Annotated in this window: 15 protein-coding genes; 9 read left to right on the forward strand and 6 right to left on the reverse strand. The window is 40.6% G+C overall.

Going from position 1 to position 18,895, the window contains the following annotated elements:
* Positions 1-10: 10 nt before the first annotated feature.
* The 7 genes from AC6CH7_RS00705 (at position 11) to AC6CH7_RS00735 (ending at position 13,370) form a co-directional block, all read left to right on the forward strand.
* Positions 11-1,204 carry a glycosyltransferase WbsX family protein gene (locus tag AC6CH7_RS00705; protein WP_498260844.1) on the forward strand — a complete coding sequence of 398 codons (1,194 nt, stop codon included), beginning with the start codon at positions 11-13 and terminating at the stop codon, positions 1,202-1,204.
* A 5-nt stretch (positions 1,205-1,209) separates the two neighbouring features.
* Positions 1,210-2,928 carry a hypothetical protein gene (locus AC6CH7_RS00710; RefSeq protein ID WP_498260845.1) on the forward strand — a complete coding sequence of 573 codons (1,719 nt, stop codon included), beginning with the start codon at positions 1,210-1,212 and terminating at the stop codon, positions 2,926-2,928.
* Entirely contained in the window at positions 2,928-4,790 is a 1,863-nt protein-coding gene (locus AC6CH7_RS00715; protein WP_498260846.1) for a beta-L-arabinofuranosidase domain-containing protein, read from the forward strand. The genes AC6CH7_RS00710 and AC6CH7_RS00715 overlap by 1 nt, the downstream gene beginning before the upstream one ends.
* Before the next feature lie 28 nt (positions 4,791-4,818).
* Positions 4,819-6,639: a hypothetical protein gene (locus tag AC6CH7_RS00720; protein WP_498260847.1), complete on the forward strand. Its 1,821-nt coding sequence runs from the start codon at positions 4,819-4,821 to the stop codon at positions 6,637-6,639.
* A 25-nt stretch (positions 6,640-6,664) separates the two neighbouring features.
* Positions 6,665-8,704 (forward strand): glycoside hydrolase family 71/99 protein, encoded by a 2,040-nt coding sequence (locus tag AC6CH7_RS00725; RefSeq protein ID WP_498260848.1) that lies wholly within the window; start codon positions 6,665-6,667, stop codon positions 8,702-8,704.
* 68 nt (positions 8,705-8,772) lie between these two features.
* On the forward strand, positions 8,773-11,592 hold the full coding sequence (locus AC6CH7_RS00730) for a family 78 glycoside hydrolase catalytic domain (protein WP_498260849.1): 2,820 nt from the start codon (positions 8,773-8,775) through the stop codon (positions 11,590-11,592).
* A gap of 23 nt (positions 11,593-11,615) precedes the next feature.
* Complete coding sequence (locus AC6CH7_RS00735; RefSeq protein ID WP_498260850.1) at positions 11,616-13,370, forward strand: alpha-L-rhamnosidase-related protein; 1,755 nt, start codon at positions 11,616-11,618, stop codon at positions 13,368-13,370.
* Positions 13,371-13,554: 184 nt separating this feature from the next.
* Here AC6CH7_RS00735 and AC6CH7_RS00740 read toward each other — a convergent pair whose 3' ends face one another.
* From AC6CH7_RS00740 to AC6CH7_RS00760, 5 genes are all read right to left on the reverse strand, one after another.
* Positions 13,555-14,484: a bestrophin family protein gene (locus AC6CH7_RS00740; protein ID WP_498260851.1), complete on the reverse strand. Its 930-nt coding sequence runs from the start codon at positions 14,482-14,484 to the stop codon at positions 13,555-13,557.
* A gap of 35 nt (positions 14,485-14,519) precedes the next feature.
* Complete coding sequence (locus AC6CH7_RS00745; RefSeq protein WP_498260852.1) at positions 14,520-15,014, reverse strand: hypothetical protein; 495 nt, start codon at positions 15,012-15,014, stop codon at positions 14,520-14,522.
* Between the two features lie 178 nt (positions 15,015-15,192).
* Positions 15,193-15,444, reverse strand: coding sequence for a sensor histidine kinase (locus AC6CH7_RS00750; RefSeq protein ID WP_498261551.1), 252 nt, complete (start codon positions 15,442-15,444; stop codon positions 15,193-15,195).
* On the reverse strand, positions 15,445-15,657 hold the full coding sequence (locus tag AC6CH7_RS00755; protein WP_498260853.1) for a hypothetical protein: 213 nt from the start codon (positions 15,655-15,657) through the stop codon (positions 15,445-15,447).
* A 17-nt stretch (positions 15,658-15,674) separates the two neighbouring features.
* Positions 15,675-16,355, reverse strand: coding sequence for a response regulator transcription factor (locus AC6CH7_RS00760; RefSeq protein WP_498260854.1), 681 nt, complete (start codon positions 16,353-16,355; stop codon positions 15,675-15,677).
* Positions 16,356-16,512: 157 nt separating this feature from the next.
* Between AC6CH7_RS00760 and AC6CH7_RS00765 the strand changes: the two genes are divergently transcribed.
* Positions 16,513-17,832, forward strand: a complete 1,320-nt coding sequence (locus tag AC6CH7_RS00765) for an alpha/beta fold hydrolase (protein ID WP_498260855.1) — start codon at positions 16,513-16,515, stop codon at positions 17,830-17,832.
* A gap of 100 nt (positions 17,833-17,932) precedes the next feature.
* Positions 17,933-18,292 carry a response regulator transcription factor gene (locus AC6CH7_RS00770; RefSeq protein WP_172661028.1) on the forward strand — a complete coding sequence of 120 codons (360 nt, stop codon included), beginning with the start codon at positions 17,933-17,935 and terminating at the stop codon, positions 18,290-18,292.
* A 65-nt stretch (positions 18,293-18,357) separates the two neighbouring features.
* Here the strand turns inward: AC6CH7_RS00770 and AC6CH7_RS00775 are convergent, their stop codons facing one another.
* Positions 18,358-18,858, reverse strand: a complete 501-nt coding sequence (locus AC6CH7_RS00775) for a DinB family protein (RefSeq protein WP_498260856.1) — start codon at positions 18,856-18,858, stop codon at positions 18,358-18,360.
* Positions 18,859-18,895 lie beyond the last annotated feature (37 nt).

Below are 18,895 nucleotides of genomic sequence, written 5' to 3' on the forward strand. Positions count from 1 at the left end.
AACATTTATTATGAAGTCATTATCTTATAATAAATCGCTCTTCTGTTTGGCAATAGCAATAGCTATTGCCACTATATTTCAATCGTGCGGCATCAAAAAGAAAATTACCCAGGATTATGACGTAGCTGCATTCTATTGGCCCGCCTACCACTATGAGCCTAGAGCAGAATTTCTATTTCCTGAGAAAAAAGGAGAGTGGGAGATCATTTATAAAGCACAACCTAAAGAAAAAGGACATACCCAGCCAAAAGTTCCGCTCTGGGGATATCTGGACGAGGCAAACCCAAAAGATATGGATAAAAAGATCACTGCCGCCGTTGATCACGGAGTGAACACATTTATCTTCGATTGGTACTGGTATGAGGGAAAACCATTCCTGGAAGATTGTATCAATGAAGGTTTTTTAAAAGCCAACAAAGGCAGGATGAAGTTTTACCTGATGTGGGCAAATCATGATGCTACAACTTATTGGGAGCGCAAGAACCCGAAAAAAGATTCGGTGATCTGGAAAGGTAGTGTAGACCGTAAACAATTTAATATAGTGGTTGACCGAGTGATAGAGAAGTACTTCAAAGATCCTGGTTATTACAAGATTGATGGTGCCCCGGTATTCTGCATCTATGAACTTCATACACTGATAGCGGGATTAGGCGGTGCAACGCAAACCAAAGAAGCTTTGGATTACTTCAGAGAAAAAACGATTGCTGCAGGGTTTCCCGGACTGCACTTACAGGGAATTCTTTGGCAGGCTTTACCCTCAAGTATTGCGGGGGTGCCGGGCGAAAAAATTGGAACACAGAATAAAGTTATGGAGTATTTTGGGTTTAACAGTTTAACAAATTATTGCTGGGCTCATTTACAAAACCCCGATGGCGATTATGAGAAATGGGCAGATCTGTCTACCAATATGTGGCAAGGATTTAGTAACGATTTTACCATTCCTTATTTCCCTAATCTCACAATTAGTTGGGATGCTAATCCAAGGTTCCCTTATAAAACCGGTTATATAAATAATCCCGCTCCTGAAAAATTTGCAAAGTATGTCGAAAAGGCAAAAACATTTGCAGATGCATATCCAAAACAACGCAAATTAATTACCATCAATGCCTGGAATGAGTGGTCGGAAGGAAGTTATCTCGAACCCGATACCTTACATAAAATGGGTTATCTGAACGTATTAAAAAGGGCATTTGTAAAAAAATAAATCCTATGAGGTCTGTTTACTTTATCATACTTTTTGCATTATTGGGTATTGGTTTATCAAGCGCCCAGCCATTTGCCGGAACTGATGACCTGGGCAGAGTTCTTCCTCAAAATAAGGAGGTAGGAAATCCTAGAAAAAAAACTGTTGCCATGTTCTACTTTTTATGGCATGAAACAGCACCACGCAAATATTGGGACCTTCATGAAATCGTAAAAGCACACCCCGAAGTACTCAATGATTTTGATAACCCGTATTGGGGAAGCGGGGGGATGTATTACTGGGGGCAACCTATTTATGGATACTATAGTGCAAATGATTATTGGGTGCATTTAAGAAGTATTCAGTTGCTAACTGATGCAGGTGTGGATCTTCTTGTAATTGATGCAACAAACCGCTTAACTTATCCAAAACAAGCAGGCGTGTTAATGAAGGCCATGAATGCGGTTCGGGCGCAGGGTAAAACCCCGCCTAAAATAGTGTTTTATACCAATACCTCATCAGGCGAGACCATGCAGGAAGCCTACAATAATTTTTATAAACCAGACGCCCCTTATCGTTACCCCGAATGCTGGTATTTAATGGATGGTAAACCCCTTATCATTGGAATATCTGCAGAAGCTAAGGGAAAAAATTATGAAAATACTTTCACATACAGGGAGTCACAGTGGCCAAACGAACCTCAAAAAACAAACAGCTGGCCATGGATTGAATTTGTAAGACCTCAAAAAACATACAAGAACGCCAAAGGAGAAATAGAAATCATCAATGTCTCAGTAGCACAGCACCCTAATCCAACAGCAGGGATGGGTGGTTCGGCATTTTACGGGAACAAAGACAATTGGGGTAGAAGCTATCATAATGGGTCTCCCGGGAACCCTGCAACAGATGTAATTTATGGCTATAATTTTCAGGAGCAATGGGACTATGCCATCAAGCAAAATACCCCCTTTGTGTATGTCACAGGCTGGAATGAGTGGATAGCCGGAAAATTTACCAGCAAAGATGATAATCCGGAACATTCCTGGTTTTGCGATCAGGCAAGCCCAGAATATAGCAGGGATATTGAACCTTCGCTTACCGCGGGCTTAAAGGATAACTATTATATGCAATTGGTTGGCAATATAAGAAGGTACAAAGGCGTAGCCGAAAATCCTTCGGCTGACCTACCCAAAACAATTAAAGGGCTCGGCGAATGGACATCAGTACAACCCGTTTATAAGGATTATACCGGCGACACTCAGGAACGTAACCATCCAGGTACCCCGATAGAGCCGGCTATTGTTTATACCAATGCAACAGGTAGAAACGATTTTGAGCAGATGAGGGTTGCGCACGATAAAGCAAACATTTACTTCTTTGTTAAAACCGTAGCCGATATCACGTCCAATTCAGGCAGTAACTGGATGAGGTTATATCTGGATACAGATCGAAGCGCTAAAACAGGCTGGAAAGGCTATGATGTTAGAGTTGCAGGGGGAAGCAATTTACAACAATACATAGATGGGGCATGGAAAGATATACAGACTTTAAAATACGTCGTTAAGGGTAATCAAATGATGGTTACGATTCCAAGACCCTATCTTAAAAACGTAGCAAAACCCCTCAATTTTGAATTTAAATGGTCTGATAATATGCAAAACGATAACGATCCGATGGACTGGTATGTAAATGGGGATGCAGCCCCGGGTGGTCGTTTTAATTTCATTTATAGCGCTGTCAACTGATGAAATCTAAGATTTATTTACTGGGATTACTTTGCGCCATTTTCTGCCAGACTAAGGCGCAACAGGTTAAAGATGCATTTACTCCACTACCGGATAATGCAATTCACCTGCATGGCTATCTTGAGAATGATATTCAAAATTCTATAGCCCATTGGAATAAAGGAGTAGTTCCCTACGCCGGTTTTGTAAAAACGCAACGCAACGGCCGTAGGTACTTTGCCGAAGGTGAAATGTGGGGTAAGGCAGTTAGATCCGGATGTATGCTGTATCGGTATACTCAGGATCCGGAACTAAAAAAGATATTACAGGCAACAGTAGCAGATATGCTAAGCACTAAGCGCTCAAATGGAAGTTTTAGTGCCTCAGAAGTGAGTAAACAGCCCGATGGACCGGGAGGCGATTTATGGGAAAGAAAGTATGTTTTGCTTGGGATGGATGGCTATTATATGCAGGTAAAAAAAGATCCGGAAGTGCTTAAGGCCATGATCAGTCAGGCGGATGTTTTAGTCGCGCAAATTGGGCCTTTGCCTAAAGTCAGAATTGTAGATCAGGGCTGGAGTCCCAATCATATTGAATCAAGCACCATACTTGAGCCAATTATGAGGCTATATAAACTCACTGGATATACCAGGTACTTAAACTTTGCCAAATATATTGTAGAGAAAGAAGGAGGAGCCAAAGGATACAATATCATTGAGCAGGCCTACAATAGTGTAGCCCCTCATAAAATGGGAGGGCCATATCCAAAGGCTTACGAAATGATGTCTCTTTTTGAAGGATTGGTTGAGTACTACAGGGTAACGGGTAATCCGCGCTGGAAGACTGCCATTTTAAATCTTTATCAGAATATCAGAAAAAACGAAATAACCATTATAGGGAATGGGGGAGGAGATCTACCTTATCATCCGGCAGTATATGGCGAAGCCTGGGATAACACTGCGCTTGAACAAACAAATCCGAATGTGAGCAGAATGATGGAAACATGTGTGGGGGTAACCTGGATAAAATTATGCAGCCAGATATTAAGGTTAACTGGTGATCCATCGGCGGCAGATGAAATAGAAAAGTATGTTTACAATGGCCTAATCGGAGCTATGAAACCCGAAGGCGATGGTTTTAGCTATGTTAATTTGCTGAATGGAGTTAAAACGAATACGCATGGCTGGGGAGGGAAAGTGAACAATGTAGAGGTAACCTGCTGCAATCTGAATGGCCCTATGGGATTGGCCTATATACCCTTTGTTGCCGTAATGAATTCAAAATCTGGCCCTGTAATCAATCTGTACAATGCAGGTAAGGCTGTCATCACTACACCTGCTAAAGGGAAAGTAAAACTCAGCATCATCACTGATTTTCCCAAAACAGGCGCGATCCTTATCCGGGTTGAACCGGAAAAAACAGAAAAATTCTCCATCAAGTTGCGCATTCCAAGTTGGAGTAAAGTTACCCGTCTTAAGGTAAATGGTAAACAGGAAATGGCAAACCCTGGAACATACAAAACCATTAGCCGGCTATGGAAAAAAGGTGACCAAATAGAATTGGAATTCGACATGCGTTGCCGAATCATAGATGCACCACATGGCAGTAACCGCGAAGGCGACAATTTTCAGGCGCTTATAAGAGGACCCATTGTGCTTGCCAGAGACGAAAATATTGATCCTGATTTTGATAAACCCGTACAAATTCTGACTAAAAATGGATATGTCGATGTTGCCGCGGAAACTGCACCTGAAAATTTAAGGCTGCTGTTCCGTATTCCAACGCAAAATGGCTTTATTAAAATGGTTGACTACTCCTCGGTAAACAGCTGGAATGGAAAGCGTGTAGTTACCTGGCTTCCTAAAACATCTGCTGGAAAATAAAAAATGAATTTTAAATTGACTCAATGAGATGAAGAGATTAATCTTTGATACCAGAATTTTGCCCGTAATGGTGATGTTGCTGTTGCCATTAATCAGCTATTCCCAAAAGGAAAACGTTAATAGTGATGGTTGGGCTGCAACTGATGCTTTGGGCCGAAAGGTTCGTAGTTACAGCGAGGCCGGCGAAAAGAAAAAAGACAAGTTTATTGCCATGTTCTATTGGACATGGCACCAGGGAGATGACGATACCACCTATCAGGTAAAAAACATTACAGATATCCTCAGGAAGAATCCAGAGGCCATGAAGGATTATCATCATCCTGCATGGGGAAACAAACAACCCGGATTCTTTTTCTGGGAGCAGCCGCTCCTGGGGTACTACAAAACAACAGATCCATGGGTATTGCGTAAGCATGCCGAAATGCTTGCCGATGCCGGGGTGGATGTGGTGTTTTTTGATTGTACCAATGGCAGTTTAACCTGGAAAAAATCTTATGAGGCGTTAATGAAAACCTGGGATCAGGCTCAGAAAGATGGCGTAAAAGTGCCTAAAATTGCCTTTATGCTCCCTTTTGGTGCCGCACCAAATTCATTGATTTCACTTCGTCAGCTTTATAAAGATGTTTATCAGGCGAATCTGTATAAAAATCTTTGGTTTATATGGAAAGGGAAGCCCTGTATTATGGCATATCCAGACAACCTGACCAATTCCGTGGAAGACAAAAAAATTGCCGGATATTTTACTTTCAGACCAGGGCAGCCTGACTATGTTGACGGCCCGAAAAGGAGCGATCAATGGGGTTGGCTGGAAAATTATCCCCAGCATGGATATGTAAAAGATAAGAACGGAAAATTTGAACAGTTAACAGTCGGAGTGGCACAAAATGCGAGTCCCTCTACTAACGGTCATTGCAGTGCTTTTAATCTTCCGGGATCTTACGGACGCAGCTTTACCAAAAGAAAAGGCTTTGATCCAAGGATCGATGGATATTTATATGGCTGGAATTTCCAGGAGCAATGGGACCGCGCTTTCGAAGTTGATCCTGAACTGGTATTCGTCACCGGCTGGAACGAGTTCACGGCCGGACAATGGCTGCCAAAAGACAACTGGACGGGGGAGCCCTTTTCTTTTGTAGATCAGTTTGACTGGGATCACAGCCGTGACATTGAACCCAACAAAGGTTGGGGAGATAAAGGAGATGTTTATTATATGCAATTGATAGATAATGTAAGGAAATTTAAAGGCATGAGCCGTGAACAAGCTTCATCAGTTCCTAAAACCATTAAGATAGGTAAGGCAAGCGATTGGTCGGATGTTAGTCCTTATTTCCGGCATTACAAAGGCAATACGATGCATCGTGATCATAGAGGTCGCTACGATCAATACTATACCAACAATACCGGAAGAAATGACATCATAGGATCAAAGGTAGCTCGGGATGCAAATAAGATCTATTTCTATGTGGAAACTGCAGATAAACTTACAGCGCCGACCGAAAGAAACTGGATGATGCTCCTGATTGATACAGACCGCGATAAGTCAACGGGTTGGAAGGGATACGATCTGATCGTAAATAGGGTAAGCCCGAAAGGGAACAAAGCGATAGTTGAAAAAAATGTAGGTGGAAGATGGGAATGGGAACCGGTAACTGAAGCAGAATTCGCCGTCAGCAATAACAAACTTGAACTTGGAATAGCACGAAGTGCATTTAAGTCAAAGGGAAAGGAAATCGATATTGAGTTTAAATGGAATGACAACATGCAGGACAACGGAAATATCATGGATTTTTACGTTAACGGTGACACGGCGCCAGGCGGAAGGTTCAATTTCGTGTATACGGCAAAATAGAATAATCAACGAAATGTTTTATATTATGGGCAGTAATCAAACCTCACCTAATTTTTTTTTCATTTCTCTGCTATTTATTGGAATGAGCATGTCGCTGGTAAAAGAAAGCCAGGCTCAAAAAAAAGCAGATAACGACAATTACTACCGGGATGTCTATCCTGATACATGGGTGGCCACAGATGCTTTGGGGCGGAAAATGCCGGGCTTTTCTGAGGTCGGGCAGGTGAAAAAGGACCAAAAAAGAGTCGTAGGGGTTTTTTACATCACCTGGCACAGCGATAGTAATATCAGAAAGTCAGGCACTTATACTGCAGATGTCACCAAGGTACTGGCAAAAGATCCCAGTGCCAGGCTGGATGCCCAACACCCACTTTGGGCAGACGGATCCTATCATTGGGCTGAACCAGAAACAGGTTATTTTTTAAGCAAGGATGAATATGTGATCAGGAAAGACATGTCAATGCTTGCTGACGCAGGAGTAGATGTCCTGATCATGGATGTTACCAACGCAGTCCGGTATTGGGACGAGTGGGAGGTGCTTTTCAGCACCATGCAGAAATTGAAGGCTGAGGGCAACAAAGTGCCTGAATTCTGTTTTTGGGCATTTAATGGTCCTGTAATCACCGTTGTACAGGATTTATATGACAAAATTTATAAAAGCAACCGTTTTAAGGACCTGTGGTTCTATTGGGGGGACAAACCATTGCTATTGTATAATGGGACACCAAAATATGATGCCAACGGACAGGATGCAAAACAGCCAAATCCACATTACGATAAGGATGCGAAAAACAATACAAAAAATCCGCATTATGGAGATCCTGACTACACAGAAGAATTTTATAAAGATTATACCAAAGAGGTGAAAAACTTCTTTACGCTGCGCACAATGTGGTGGGGTTATTACCAATGGGCAGGCAAAAGGTTTGTTGGAACCGAAGACAACTGGAGCTTTGGTTATGACCTTGGAAACAAAAACGTGCAGGCCATGAATCCGGATGATCTTGTATCAACACACAATGGGAAAAAAGAAGAAGCGGCCGTTACACCGGCGCAGCACCCTTCCAGCCTGGTTGGGAAATCCTGGTCCAGAAAAACAGGACAGCCACCTTTAAATGAATATGATCTTCCCGGGCCAACCTATGTACCCTGGTTAAAGAAAACCGTTTCTAATCCAGAGGGTTATGGTATTTATTTTCAGGACAGATGGGAAGAAGCACTTGAATCTGACCCCCAATTCCTGTACATAAATGACTGGAACGAATGGACTGCAGGTAAATATCAACCTGATGGAGGCAAAACAACCGATTTCATGCGCAGGAAAAGTCCTTATTTTTTTGTTGATCAATACAATGCTGAATTTAATCGCGCAATTCAGCCAATGAAGGGTGGGTATACCGATAACTATTATATGCAGATGGCACAAAATATCCGCCGCTATAAAGGAGTGCGCCCGGTGCCTGACCTAAAAGGAATATCCAAAGTAAAGATAGATGGAGATTTTGCCGACTGGAGAAACATTCATGTGGAATACCGCGATACAAAGAACGATGTTACACACCGGGATTATAATGGGTATGGAACACTGCACTATAAAAATACCTCCGGCAGGAATGACATCGTTACCAGTAAAATAGCTGTTGATCGCCTCAACATTAATTTCTACGTGGAAACCACAGACAAGATTACTTCGCATACAGACAACAATTGGATGTTACTGCTGATTGACGCGGACAATAATCCTGAGACCGGCTGGTATGGATACGATTATCTGATCAACAAAAAAGTTAAGGACGACAAGACTACTACCCTCATGCGTTTTGATGCTTCACATACTAAAAGTCCATGGATTGAGGTCGCAGACTTGAAATTCAACTGCAATGATAACACACTGGCAGTTGCTGTTCCTAGAAAACTCCTGGGCCTTAGCCGCAATAAATTCATATTTGATTTCAAATGGAGTGACAACGCAGCCGATCTTAAAGATCCGATATCATTGTGTACTGATGGCGATACTGCTCCAAACAGACGATTCAATTACCGCTGCATATGGACCAACAACTAAGCGTACTGGACAGTACAGGTTGCCATTATGCTATAATTGTGGTATTTTAAGAAACCAAATGTTAATCAATGAGACCAACTAAAGATATATTTATTGTATTGCTATTTCTGTGTTTATCGGGTACGGTTTTCGCTTCCCAAATAACCGGTATAAGCAGTTCTGTTGTTCCGGGGGATACCAGATGTGAATACCTGGTCAACCCGAAGGGGCTGGATGAATTACAACCCCGCTTAAGCTGGACACTTACCGCTGCCGACAGTGCTGCATTTGGGCAAAAACAAACAGCTTACAGGATTTTAGTCGCATCAACAGAAAGCGGACTTAAACTTAATAAGGGTGATGTATGGGATTCTGGTTGGGTAAATTCATCGCAAATGCAGCAGATAGCCTACAAAGGAAAGTCTTTTGTGTCAGATAAAATCTACTTCTGGAAAGTCTCCGTTAAAGATGAAAAAGGCAAAATTTCACCCTGGAGTAAGATCGCTCACTGGACAACAGGCTTGCTTAAACCAACAGACTGGAAGGCAAAATGGATTGGCACAGACCAGATTTTTGATCCTGGTCAGCAGGATTGCAACATCTCCGATCCATGGCTTCGCAAAACCTTTACACTGAAAACAAAACCAGGAAAGGCAAACATATTTGTGGCCTCTGTAGGTTTCCATGAGGTATATGTAAATGGTAAAAAAATAGGTAATGATGTTATGGCGCCAAGCGTAACCGACCATATGAAAAGGGCGCGTTATGTAGCCTACGATATTGCAGGAGAACTTAAAGCGGGTAAAAACGTAATCACGATCTGGTTGGGCACCTCATGGTCTATTTTTGGGCCCTATATCGTAAAAGACAGGCCAAATACCCCGATTGTAATTGCTCAGGCTTCAATTTATAGCAATAAAAACGCCACCCCACTATCAAAACCTGAACTGGTCATACGTACTGATGAAACCTGGAAAACGCATAAAAGCCCTAATAAATTATTAGGTGTATGGGACTCTAATAGAATGGGAGGAGAGATTTGGGATGCAAATAAAGAAGTTGCAAACTGGAACACCACTGCCTGCGATGAAACAACATGGGATAAGGCAATAACCTATCAGCCTAAACTAATCCTCTCCGCTCAAAAAATAGAACCCAACCGTGTTTTCGATGAAATAAAACCAATTGGAATTGTAGAAAGAAATGATGGAACATATCGTGTAGATATGGGTGTAAATTTTGCAGGGTGGACAGAAATTAAAGTAAAAGGTAAGCAAGGGGATACGGTGAAATTTCTATTTTCAGAAAGAGAACAATCAGATATCACTTTCAGTAACCACAGCGCTTTTATTATTGGGAAAACAGGAGAGGGGACTTTTCATAATCGCTTTAATTATAGCTCAGGTCGCTGGGTTACTATTACGGGTTTAAAAAATAAGCCGTCACTTGATGATATCCGTGGTTGGATGGTACGTACCAATTACAAAGAAGCTGCCACTTTTGAATGTTCAGATCCTTTGCAAAACTGGACATATAATACGATAAAATGGACCTTTCAAAATCTTTCAATAGGTGGTTATATTGTAGACTGCCCTCAACGCGAAAGACTTGGCTATGGAGGCGATGCACATGCAACTTGCGAAACAGGAATGTTCAATTATCATATGGCCGCATTCTATACCAAATGGATGGAAGACTGGAGGGATGTACAAGGCACCGAATCTCTGGTAGGAAACATGTACGACGAAAACTTTGCCCGCAAAAGTATAATGAGTGGTCGTATCATGAATAACGGCGTTTTGCCACATACAGCACCTACTTACATGGGTGGCGGTGGGCCAGCATGGGGCGGCATAGTAGTTTCTCTGCCCTGGTTTATTTATCAGCATGAAGGCGACAAAAGAGTGCTTGATAAGAATTTTGAAATGATCAAAGGCTGGCTTTCATTTTTGGATCTTAATACTAAAGATGATATGTTGGTTCGCTTTGGCGGATCATGGGATTTTTTGGGTGATTGGCTATGGCCTGGGGCCACAGCCGAAGGAATGAATAACAATAAGCCCCAAACCGTTTTCTTAAACAATTGCTATAGAATATTTAACCTGCGTACCGCTGCTAAAATTGCCCGTGTACTTCATAAAGATAAAGAAGCACAACAGTGGGAAAAACAAGCAGATGTGTCAAGCGCAGCAATTCACGCTAAATTTTACAATGCAGACGATCATAGTTATTCTGATAAATCAATGTCTAATCTTGCTGCGGCCTTATTGGGTGAGGTAATGCCTGATGACTTGAAACCATTAATCATGAAACGGCTGGAGAATGAGATTCTGGTGGTTCATAAAGGACACATCAACGTAGGAATTACAGGTGGAGCAATGCTCTTTAAAGTACTAAGAGACGCCGGACGCGATGATCTTATTTATGCCATGACCTCGCAGACTGATTATCCGGGCTGGGGTTATATGAAAGCCAACGGTGCAACCACCATTTGGGAAATGTGGGAAAAAGACCTGCCTGGACATTCTCTGTTACATAGCTCGTACCTGTATCCCGGCGCCTGGTATATTGATGGAGTTGCTGGTATAAAACGCGATCCCCAAGCACCCGGATTTCAACGCTTCATCGTTCGCCCCCCACTGTTAACAGCCACGCAAATGAAATGGGCCAAAGCCGATATGCAATCACCTGCCGGTTTAATTAAAACTGCATGGAAACGGACAGATAATCAACTTACCGTGAACATAAATGTGCCTCCTAATTGTACGGCTATACTTCAGCTACAGGAAAATGAGGCAAAAAATATAACTGATAAATCAAACCAAATCAAGGATTTAGGTTTAAAGGATGGTTTCAGGTCTTTTGAGCTTACCTCAGGTAACCATATTATTAAAACAGAGAAAATCTAAACAGATCATTATAAATTAGAAACATGTTACAAAAATTCTTATATCCTCTTCTTGCCATTTGTTTAATAGCCACAAGCACATATGCACAGTCAGGCAAGAAACTTAGTAGTTCTGCTAAAGCTGATAATATTAGTCCTTTAACCAGACAATATATTTCTCCTGTAAAGATTTTATGGAAAGAAGGCCAGGTTAACAACATTGAGCAGTTGTTGAAACCGGGAATTAGTCAGGCCGATCTGGCCAATCGTAACATGGCGATCTTGAAAAATGATGGTTCTGGTAAAAAAGCATCTATATTACTGGATTTTGGTAAAGAACTGCAGGGTGGATTGGAGATTGTAACCGGGATGTGGGGGCCAAAAAATGTTCCGCTTAAAATACGTGTACGTTATGGTGAATCGGCAAGTGAAGCTATGTCTGAGGTTGGTGGCCCAAAGGGCGCAACCAATGATCACGCAATCAGAGATTTTACCACATTGGCTCCCTGGCTGGGCCGAATCCAATTGGCCGAAAGCGGATTTCGTTTTGTACGCATTGACCTTGAAGAGGAAAATGCGGAGCTGCAATTGAAAGAAGTACGTGCCATTTTTACCTATCGTGATATTCCTTATATCGGTTCATTTAAAAGCAGTGATGAACGACTAAACAAAATCTGGGAAACGGGCGCTTATACAGTACATTTGAACATGCAGGAATACCTTTGGGATGGAATTAAACGTGATAGATTGGTATGGGTTGGCGATCTTCATCCTGAAATATCTACCGTTAATTCTGTTTTTGGATACAATGAGGTGGTTCCTAAAAGTTTAGATTTATCAAAGGAAACGACTCCTTTACCGGGCTGGATGAATGGGATAAGCACTTATTCTATGTGGTGGATCATTCTTCATTACGATTGGTATATGCAGAACGGGGATTTAAATTACCTGAAACAACAGAAGCAATATTTAAGCGGATTGGTAAAGCAAATAGTAGCAAAAGTTGGTGATGATAATCAGGAAAAACTGGATGGGACACGTTTTCTGGACTGGCCATCGAGCGAAAATCCTAAAGGAATTCATGCGGGTTTGCAGGCCATGACGGTTTGGTCATTGGCTACGGCATCTAAAATAAGCACACTTGTCGGCGATAAAGAAACCGCTGATTTATGCAACAAAACGGTGGCCAGGATGCGTAAATATGTACCCGATCCTAATGGTTCAAAACAAGCAGCAGCTTTGCTTGCCATCACTGGTTTAATGCCTGCAGAGAAAGCCAATAAAGATGTACTTTCTGTTGGTGGTGCAGCAAATTTCTCTACTTTTTACGGCTATTACATGCTCGAGGCCAAAGCTAAAGCAGGGGATCATCAAGGGGCTATTGATGTAATCCGTCAGTACTGGGGTGCAATGCTCGACTTAGGAGCCACAACTTTCTGGGAAGATTTTAATATGGACTGGATAGCTAATGCTTCCCGCATTGATGAGTTAGTGCCAGAAGGTAAAAAAGACGTACATGGCGATTACGGAGCATACTGTTACATAGGTTTCAGACATAGCTTATGTCATGGATGGGCCTCGGGTCCAACAGCATGGTTAACTGAACATGTTTTAGGCGTAAAAGTAATAGAGGCAGGTTGTAAAGCAATTAAAATAGAGCCACATTTAGGCGATTTAAAGTTTGTAGAGGGTACCTACCCTACACCTTATGGTGTTTTAAAAATTAAACACACTAAACTGGCAAACGGTAAAATTAAAACGGATATAAATGCCCCTAAAGGAGTAAAGATAATTCAATAGCATTACACTATTCTTGCTATTGTTTTGCGTCCCTTTTGCTGAGACAAAAAAACAGCAAAATTTATGCAATTGGAAAGAGAAGAATTGAAAACAGCGATGATCAACCTATTGGCTTCAGAAGATTGAGCGCATTGCTATTTTCAATTCTTGACTGGAGAAAAAGAGAAATAAACTTCTTCAGATTTTACAGAATATAAAACAATTGTGATTTTATCAATAAATCGCTATTGTGTTTTTCATCCTGTCGGTAATTTTCTTTAAGCATTTGTTTTACATCACGTTCAATGTTGTTAGAAATTGTAGTAGTTGGCGTATCGGTAGGCTTGTTTTCGAAAGGATCCTGAAGATGAATAGCCATTTTTTCGATGAGAAAAAAAGAGCAGGAGATCGCAATCACTAACGGTACTTCTATAATGCCAAAGAATTCTATCAGGCCAAATGGAAGCAACATGATAAAAAGGACTAACGCAAAATGAATATATACACTGTAAGTTGCCGGGAAAATGGTGTTTTTAATTCTCTCACAGCCTCCCATGTGATTGGAAAAACGTGTTAATGTTTTATCCATTTCCACCTGTTGGTAGGTATTGATCCATTCCAGCTTATGGGCATTCCTGAGATCAAACCCCTGCAGTTCCAGCAACGCCAATGGAATATTATTACAGCTTTTAATATGATTATAATCTTCTTCGGAAAGTAATTTTTCGAGTCCTGGCATGATATCCTGACGCCTTAAATGTCTGCCAAGTGCATAGCACCATGCTACTTGTCTTTTTGCCATATTTTCGCAAAATGCTTTTCCGTCAGCCGAGTTGTAAGGAGTATCTACAAAGGTGAGCAGCTGCCGGGTCAGGCTTCTGGTATCATTTACAATTGCCCCCCAAATGGTTCTTGCTTCCCACCAACGGTCGTAAGCCTGGTTCGATTTAAAGGCAAGCAACAAAGAGATTACCGTTCCCAGTATGGTGGGAACGGCAATAGGTATGGAAATTCTTGTAAAATGAAAGTTGTTATATACAATTGCTATTAAGATAGCGTAGGCACTTACAAAAATGATCTCTTTACGAATCTTACCGGCTATATAGCTAATAGGGATATTTTCTTTTAATAGCATAGGATTAATTTTAGGTGAAGTAATAGCCGCTAAGTTTAGGCTAACAATGTTTCCAATGTTTCGGTTTCCAGTATGATCTTTCTTTTTGGAAGCTCGGCAACAGGTGTGTTGGTGTTAATATGGATTACAGGAGTGCCCGAACGCTGAACTAACAAAGCGGGGTCAATGCTGTTATTGTTCAGTTTGCCAGTGGAGCAAAAAGAGGGGGCAAGAATTTGATTAACTCCCGCGTTTTCAAGGTAATCACGAAACATGCCTACCGTACTTCCATAAAAAAACTCTATTTTAATTGTTTTAATTAGCGAATAAGTCTGTTTCATGAGTTCGCACTGATCATAAAATTCTTGGCTTACATATTTGTATTCCCTGTTCCTTCGGGAAAGCATCAAAAGATCGCCCATTCTATCAGAAAGTTTGAACATATGGATAAAAATGAAGTTCAACTCCTGTTCAGGCAATTGTTTGCATAATGATGGGATGCAGTTTACCGATGTAGCGTTGAAATCGGTGGGGATAAGTATTGTTTGCATAACTAAATAATTAATGGTTAATGTTATACTACAATGCTAGCCTCCAATCATTAAAATGGGATAAGAGGTAAATTAGAATTTGATTAGAAAATCATATTTTGTTACAGGTGTAAGTTGTTGTTTTAGAGAGGTTTTTGGGTGTTGTTAGGCGTGGGTTTTTATACTTATTAGAATTTGATTAGAAATTTGGGTGTAAATTTTCTTTGGCACCGCAAACTGGCAGTAGAATTTTTATTTCTGTACCTACTTTTTCCTGAGATCGGATGCCGATAGAATCTTTGTGTAGTCGGATAACATTTAAGGTTAGCGGTAAGCCAATACCATAACCTTCGAAAGTGTTTACGTTTGATGCTCCGAAAAAAGGTTCAAATATATGTTGTTGTTCATGCCGAAGATTTTTCGGGATAGAGGTTGATTTTTGCAGGCAGATTTACGCGTGCTTCCAGCCGCTCAAAAAATCATCGAAACTAAAGGCGGAAACAAAATATAGAATTACTGCATTGAGGATGAGCAGGCCTATGCCCGAAATAGAAAAGAATGATAACGTTATCTTGCTTTGTATTTTCATAAAAAAAGCGGCAGAAACCCACTCATCGCCTGCGCGTGGCTGGGGGGAAGTAGCTACCCCCCCTAGTTTTAACATTAAAGTATTACTATTTATTAAGCCTCTTCCTTCAATATATAACCCATTCCGAAAACGGTATGGATTAGCTTTTGACCTGTGCCATTATCTATCTTTTTTCTCAGGTAGTTTACATAAACATCAACCACATTGGTGCCCATATTAAAGTCGATGTCCCATACGTTTTCAAGTATCTGTATGCGTGAGAGTATTTTATTGGCATTCTTTATAAAATATTCGAGCAGGCGATACTCGGTTGCAGTGAGATTAATTGGCCTGTCGCCTCTTTTTGCAGTTTTGGAACTGAAATCCAGTTCAAGATCGGCTATATGAATACTGTTTCCTGCCTCACCTTGTATGCTTCTTCTTCTGACCAAAGAACGAATACGGGCCTCAAGCTCAGCAAATTTGAACGGCTTAACAAGGTAGTCATCAGCCCCGCTGTCTAATCCGGTTACTATATTTTCGGTACTGTCCAATGCTGTGAGCATCAGGATGCTCACGTTTTTGTTGACTTTACGTACCTCCCTGCAAATTTGTATTCCATTAATACCGGGGAGCATGATGTCGAGAATAATCAGATCAAATTGGTGCTTTACTGCCATCTCTAATCCTGTAGTTCCGTCGGCCGCAACACTTACCTGCATATTGGCTTCCGTTAATCCTCTAACCATTACGGAAATTAGACCGGGTTCATCTTCAATCAATAGTATCTTCATGTACTTTGTTTTGTCAAATGGGGAAAATATAATATTCCGATCAATAAATAGATTTTAGGGGCAAAAAGTTACATTAAAAGTATTTTTTACTAAATAATGCTAGCTTTGGTTTGAAGTCTCCAAACGAAAGACCTGAAAATCAATTATTATTATTTAAATGAAGAAAGTAATTCTATTAATCTTTGCGTTGTTTGTTACAACAACTGCGTTCTCACAGGGTGTGTTGAATTTATTAGGTCGCTCACAGGATTTCTTTAAGCTCCTGGAAGATCAAAAGTATACAGACGCTTATGGGTATCTTGACAGTACTTTTCAGGCGAAAGTTCCTGAGGAGGATCTAAAGAAACTATGGACTCAAATTTCAGAGAAACTTGGTAAAATTGAAACGTTAGATGTAATCAGCAGCAAAACCCAGGGAGAGTTTTTTGTGGTTACGATGGAAGGAAAATTTACTAATGATGATCAAAATTTTCTTTTGGCATTTAACAAAGCTGAAAAGATAGTTGGTTTTTTTCTTCAGCCAAAGTCTACAGCAGCTACTTACGTCCTTCCTGCCTATGCAGATACGACCTTATTCAAGGAAACCGAAATAAATGTTAAAACACCCGGACACACCTTGGTTGGAATGTTAACTGTGCCGAAAAAGCTTTCCAGTTACCCGGTTGTGGTTCTGGTTCACGGATCTGGACCAGCCGATATGGATGAAACCGTTGGCCCTAATAAGCCGTTAAAGGATATTGCTGTTGGTTTAGCATCAAAAGGAATAGCTTCTATTCGTTATGTAAAAAGGACGATGATTTATGCCGGGGAGTTTGGAAAGGCTTTTACCGTTAAAGAAGAAGTGATGGACGATGCGCTTGCCGCAATTGCACTTGCAAGGACTTTGCCTGAGGTAAACAAGAAACAGATTTATTTGCTTGGACACAGCCTTGGAGGGATGATTGCTCCAAGAATAGCTGCTTTGGCGCCAGACTTAAATGGGGTTATAATGCTTGCTGCTCCGGCAAGGAAATTTACAGATCTTTTGGTTGAACAAAACAAATATATGTTTGGCCTTTCAAAAGACACCTCGGAGGCGGGTAAGAAAACACTTGATACAGTAATTAAGGAGTTAGAGGTAACCAGAATAACTAAGCTTGGAACAATGAAGGCTGATTCTGTTTTGTTGGGTTTGCCAGCTTCTTACTGGGTTGATATAAATGTAAACGATCAGGTTGCTGCGGCAAAGAAATTAGCAAAACAGCGTATTTTTGTTGGTCAGGGTGGAAACGATTTTCAGGTTTCAACTACTGATTACAATTTATGGAACACAGCAGTAGGTAAGAAAAAAGGCGCTATGGTAAAATTGTATCCTGAACTTAATCACCTTTTGAGTCCTCAAACGGAAAAAGGCTCAATGGAGCAATATAGAACTCCTGTAAGTGTTTCTGATGTACTGATAACAGATATAGCTACCTGGATAAAAGCCAGGCCGTAGGTTATTTCTCACTGATAAGTAACATTTATATACAGGTTTGTTATATATGGCAATATTGTTGCTAGCATTAGCCGAAACCCATATTAATATAAGATCCGTTATGATAAAAAGAATACACATACTTGAAGATGATGAAGATATAAGGTACATAATTGGAGTTCTACTTAAGGATGAAGGGTATGAATTACAGCTTTCTTCTACATTTACTGAGTTAAAAAGTAAATTAAAAGATAGTGTTCCTGATCTTTTCATTTTAGACGTAATGATACCCGATGGTGATGGTACTGATATTTGTGGTGATTTGAAAAGTGATCCCTTTACTAAACACATTCCAATTATAGTGATGTCTGCAAATGATCAGAATAAACAAAAAAGTTTAGATGCAGGAGCTAATGATTACATCAGTAAGCCATTTGATATTGATTACATTGTAAAACGAATTAATTCACAATTGGCGTAATAATAATGCAAGTCAGGGCATAGAAGAAGAGGGTGATCAAAATTTTTGATTACCCTCTTCTTTTTTTACACCAGCTGTTGTATGTTTTTAAGTTGATGCGTATGCCTTTGCATATGATAGATAAGAAAGTTAATCCATTCTAATCTTGTGAATTTTCCAAATCCTGGAATCTCAAAATCTGCGTAAATAAAAGATAAGTCCTGTTTGTTAATTGCATCAGTCATCTGTTCTTTTAAGGACTTTAGCTCATCAACCAATGTTTCCTTTTTGTGAGGTGGCTGAGCGGGAAGTACAAACTCCGGAGAACTCATTTTAGTTGTTAAGTCTAAAAATATACTTTTAATGAGCTCAATCTTTTTATCAGGTGCTCTCTCCGTTGGTACTGCTTTGTCATTAACTATTTTTATCACCCCGTCAAACGATTGTGAGATGTGATCTGTAACCTGCCCAGCAGTCCAGCTACCTTCAAAAGGAATTTTATTTATTTGCGCTTCTGATAAAGAGGAAACGACCTTTAATAATTCGTCTGTAGTTTCTGTTACTTTATTTAAGGTTTCTGTTTTCATGGGCTTTGATTTTATAACTTAAAGTTACACCCATTTA

The organism is Pedobacter sp. GQ55, from assembly GCF_059758925.1.

What these genes read in the sequence shown, in the direction of transcription:
- AC6CH7_RS00705 (WP_498260844.1), top strand. Translation starts at nt 11, where the DNA reads ATGAAGTCATTATCTTATAATAAATCGCTCTTCTGTTTGGCAATAGCA.
- AC6CH7_RS00710 (WP_498260845.1), top strand. Translation starts at nt 1,210, where the DNA reads ATGAGGTCTGTTTACTTTATCATACTTTTTGCATTATTGGGTATTGGT.
- AC6CH7_RS00715 (WP_498260846.1), top strand. Translation starts at nt 2,928, where the DNA reads ATGAAATCTAAGATTTATTTACTGGGATTACTTTGCGCCATTTTCTGC.
- AC6CH7_RS00720 (WP_498260847.1), top strand. Translation starts at nt 4,819, where the DNA reads ATGAAGAGATTAATCTTTGATACCAGAATTTTGCCCGTAATGGTGATG.
- AC6CH7_RS00725 (WP_498260848.1), top strand. Translation starts at nt 6,665, where the DNA reads ATGGGCAGTAATCAAACCTCACCTAATTTTTTTTTCATTTCTCTGCTA.
- AC6CH7_RS00730 (WP_498260849.1), top strand. Translation starts at nt 8,773, where the DNA reads ATGAGACCAACTAAAGATATATTTATTGTATTGCTATTTCTGTGTTTA.
- AC6CH7_RS00735 (WP_498260850.1), top strand. Translation starts at nt 11,616, where the DNA reads ATGTTACAAAAATTCTTATATCCTCTTCTTGCCATTTGTTTAATAGCC.
- AC6CH7_RS00740 (WP_498260851.1), bottom strand. Translation starts at nt 14,484, where the DNA reads ATGCTATTAAAAGAAAATATCCCTATTAGCTATATAGCCGGTAAGATT.
- AC6CH7_RS00745 (WP_498260852.1), bottom strand. Translation starts at nt 15,014, where the DNA reads ATGCAAACAATACTTATCCCCACCGATTTCAACGCTACATCGGTAAAC.
- AC6CH7_RS00755 (WP_498260853.1), bottom strand. Translation starts at nt 15,657, where the DNA reads ATGTTAAAACTAGGGGGGGTAGCTACTTCCCCCCAGCCACGCGCAGGC.
- AC6CH7_RS00760 (WP_498260854.1), bottom strand. Translation starts at nt 16,355, where the DNA reads ATGAAGATACTATTGATTGAAGATGAACCCGGTCTAATTTCCGTAATG.
- AC6CH7_RS00765 (WP_498260855.1), top strand. Translation starts at nt 16,513, where the DNA reads ATGAAGAAAGTAATTCTATTAATCTTTGCGTTGTTTGTTACAACAACT.
- AC6CH7_RS00770 (WP_172661028.1), top strand. Translation starts at nt 17,933, where the DNA reads ATGATAAAAAGAATACACATACTTGAAGATGATGAAGATATAAGGTAC.
- AC6CH7_RS00775 (WP_498260856.1), bottom strand. Translation starts at nt 18,858, where the DNA reads ATGAAAACAGAAACCTTAAATAAAGTAACAGAAACTACAGACGAATTA.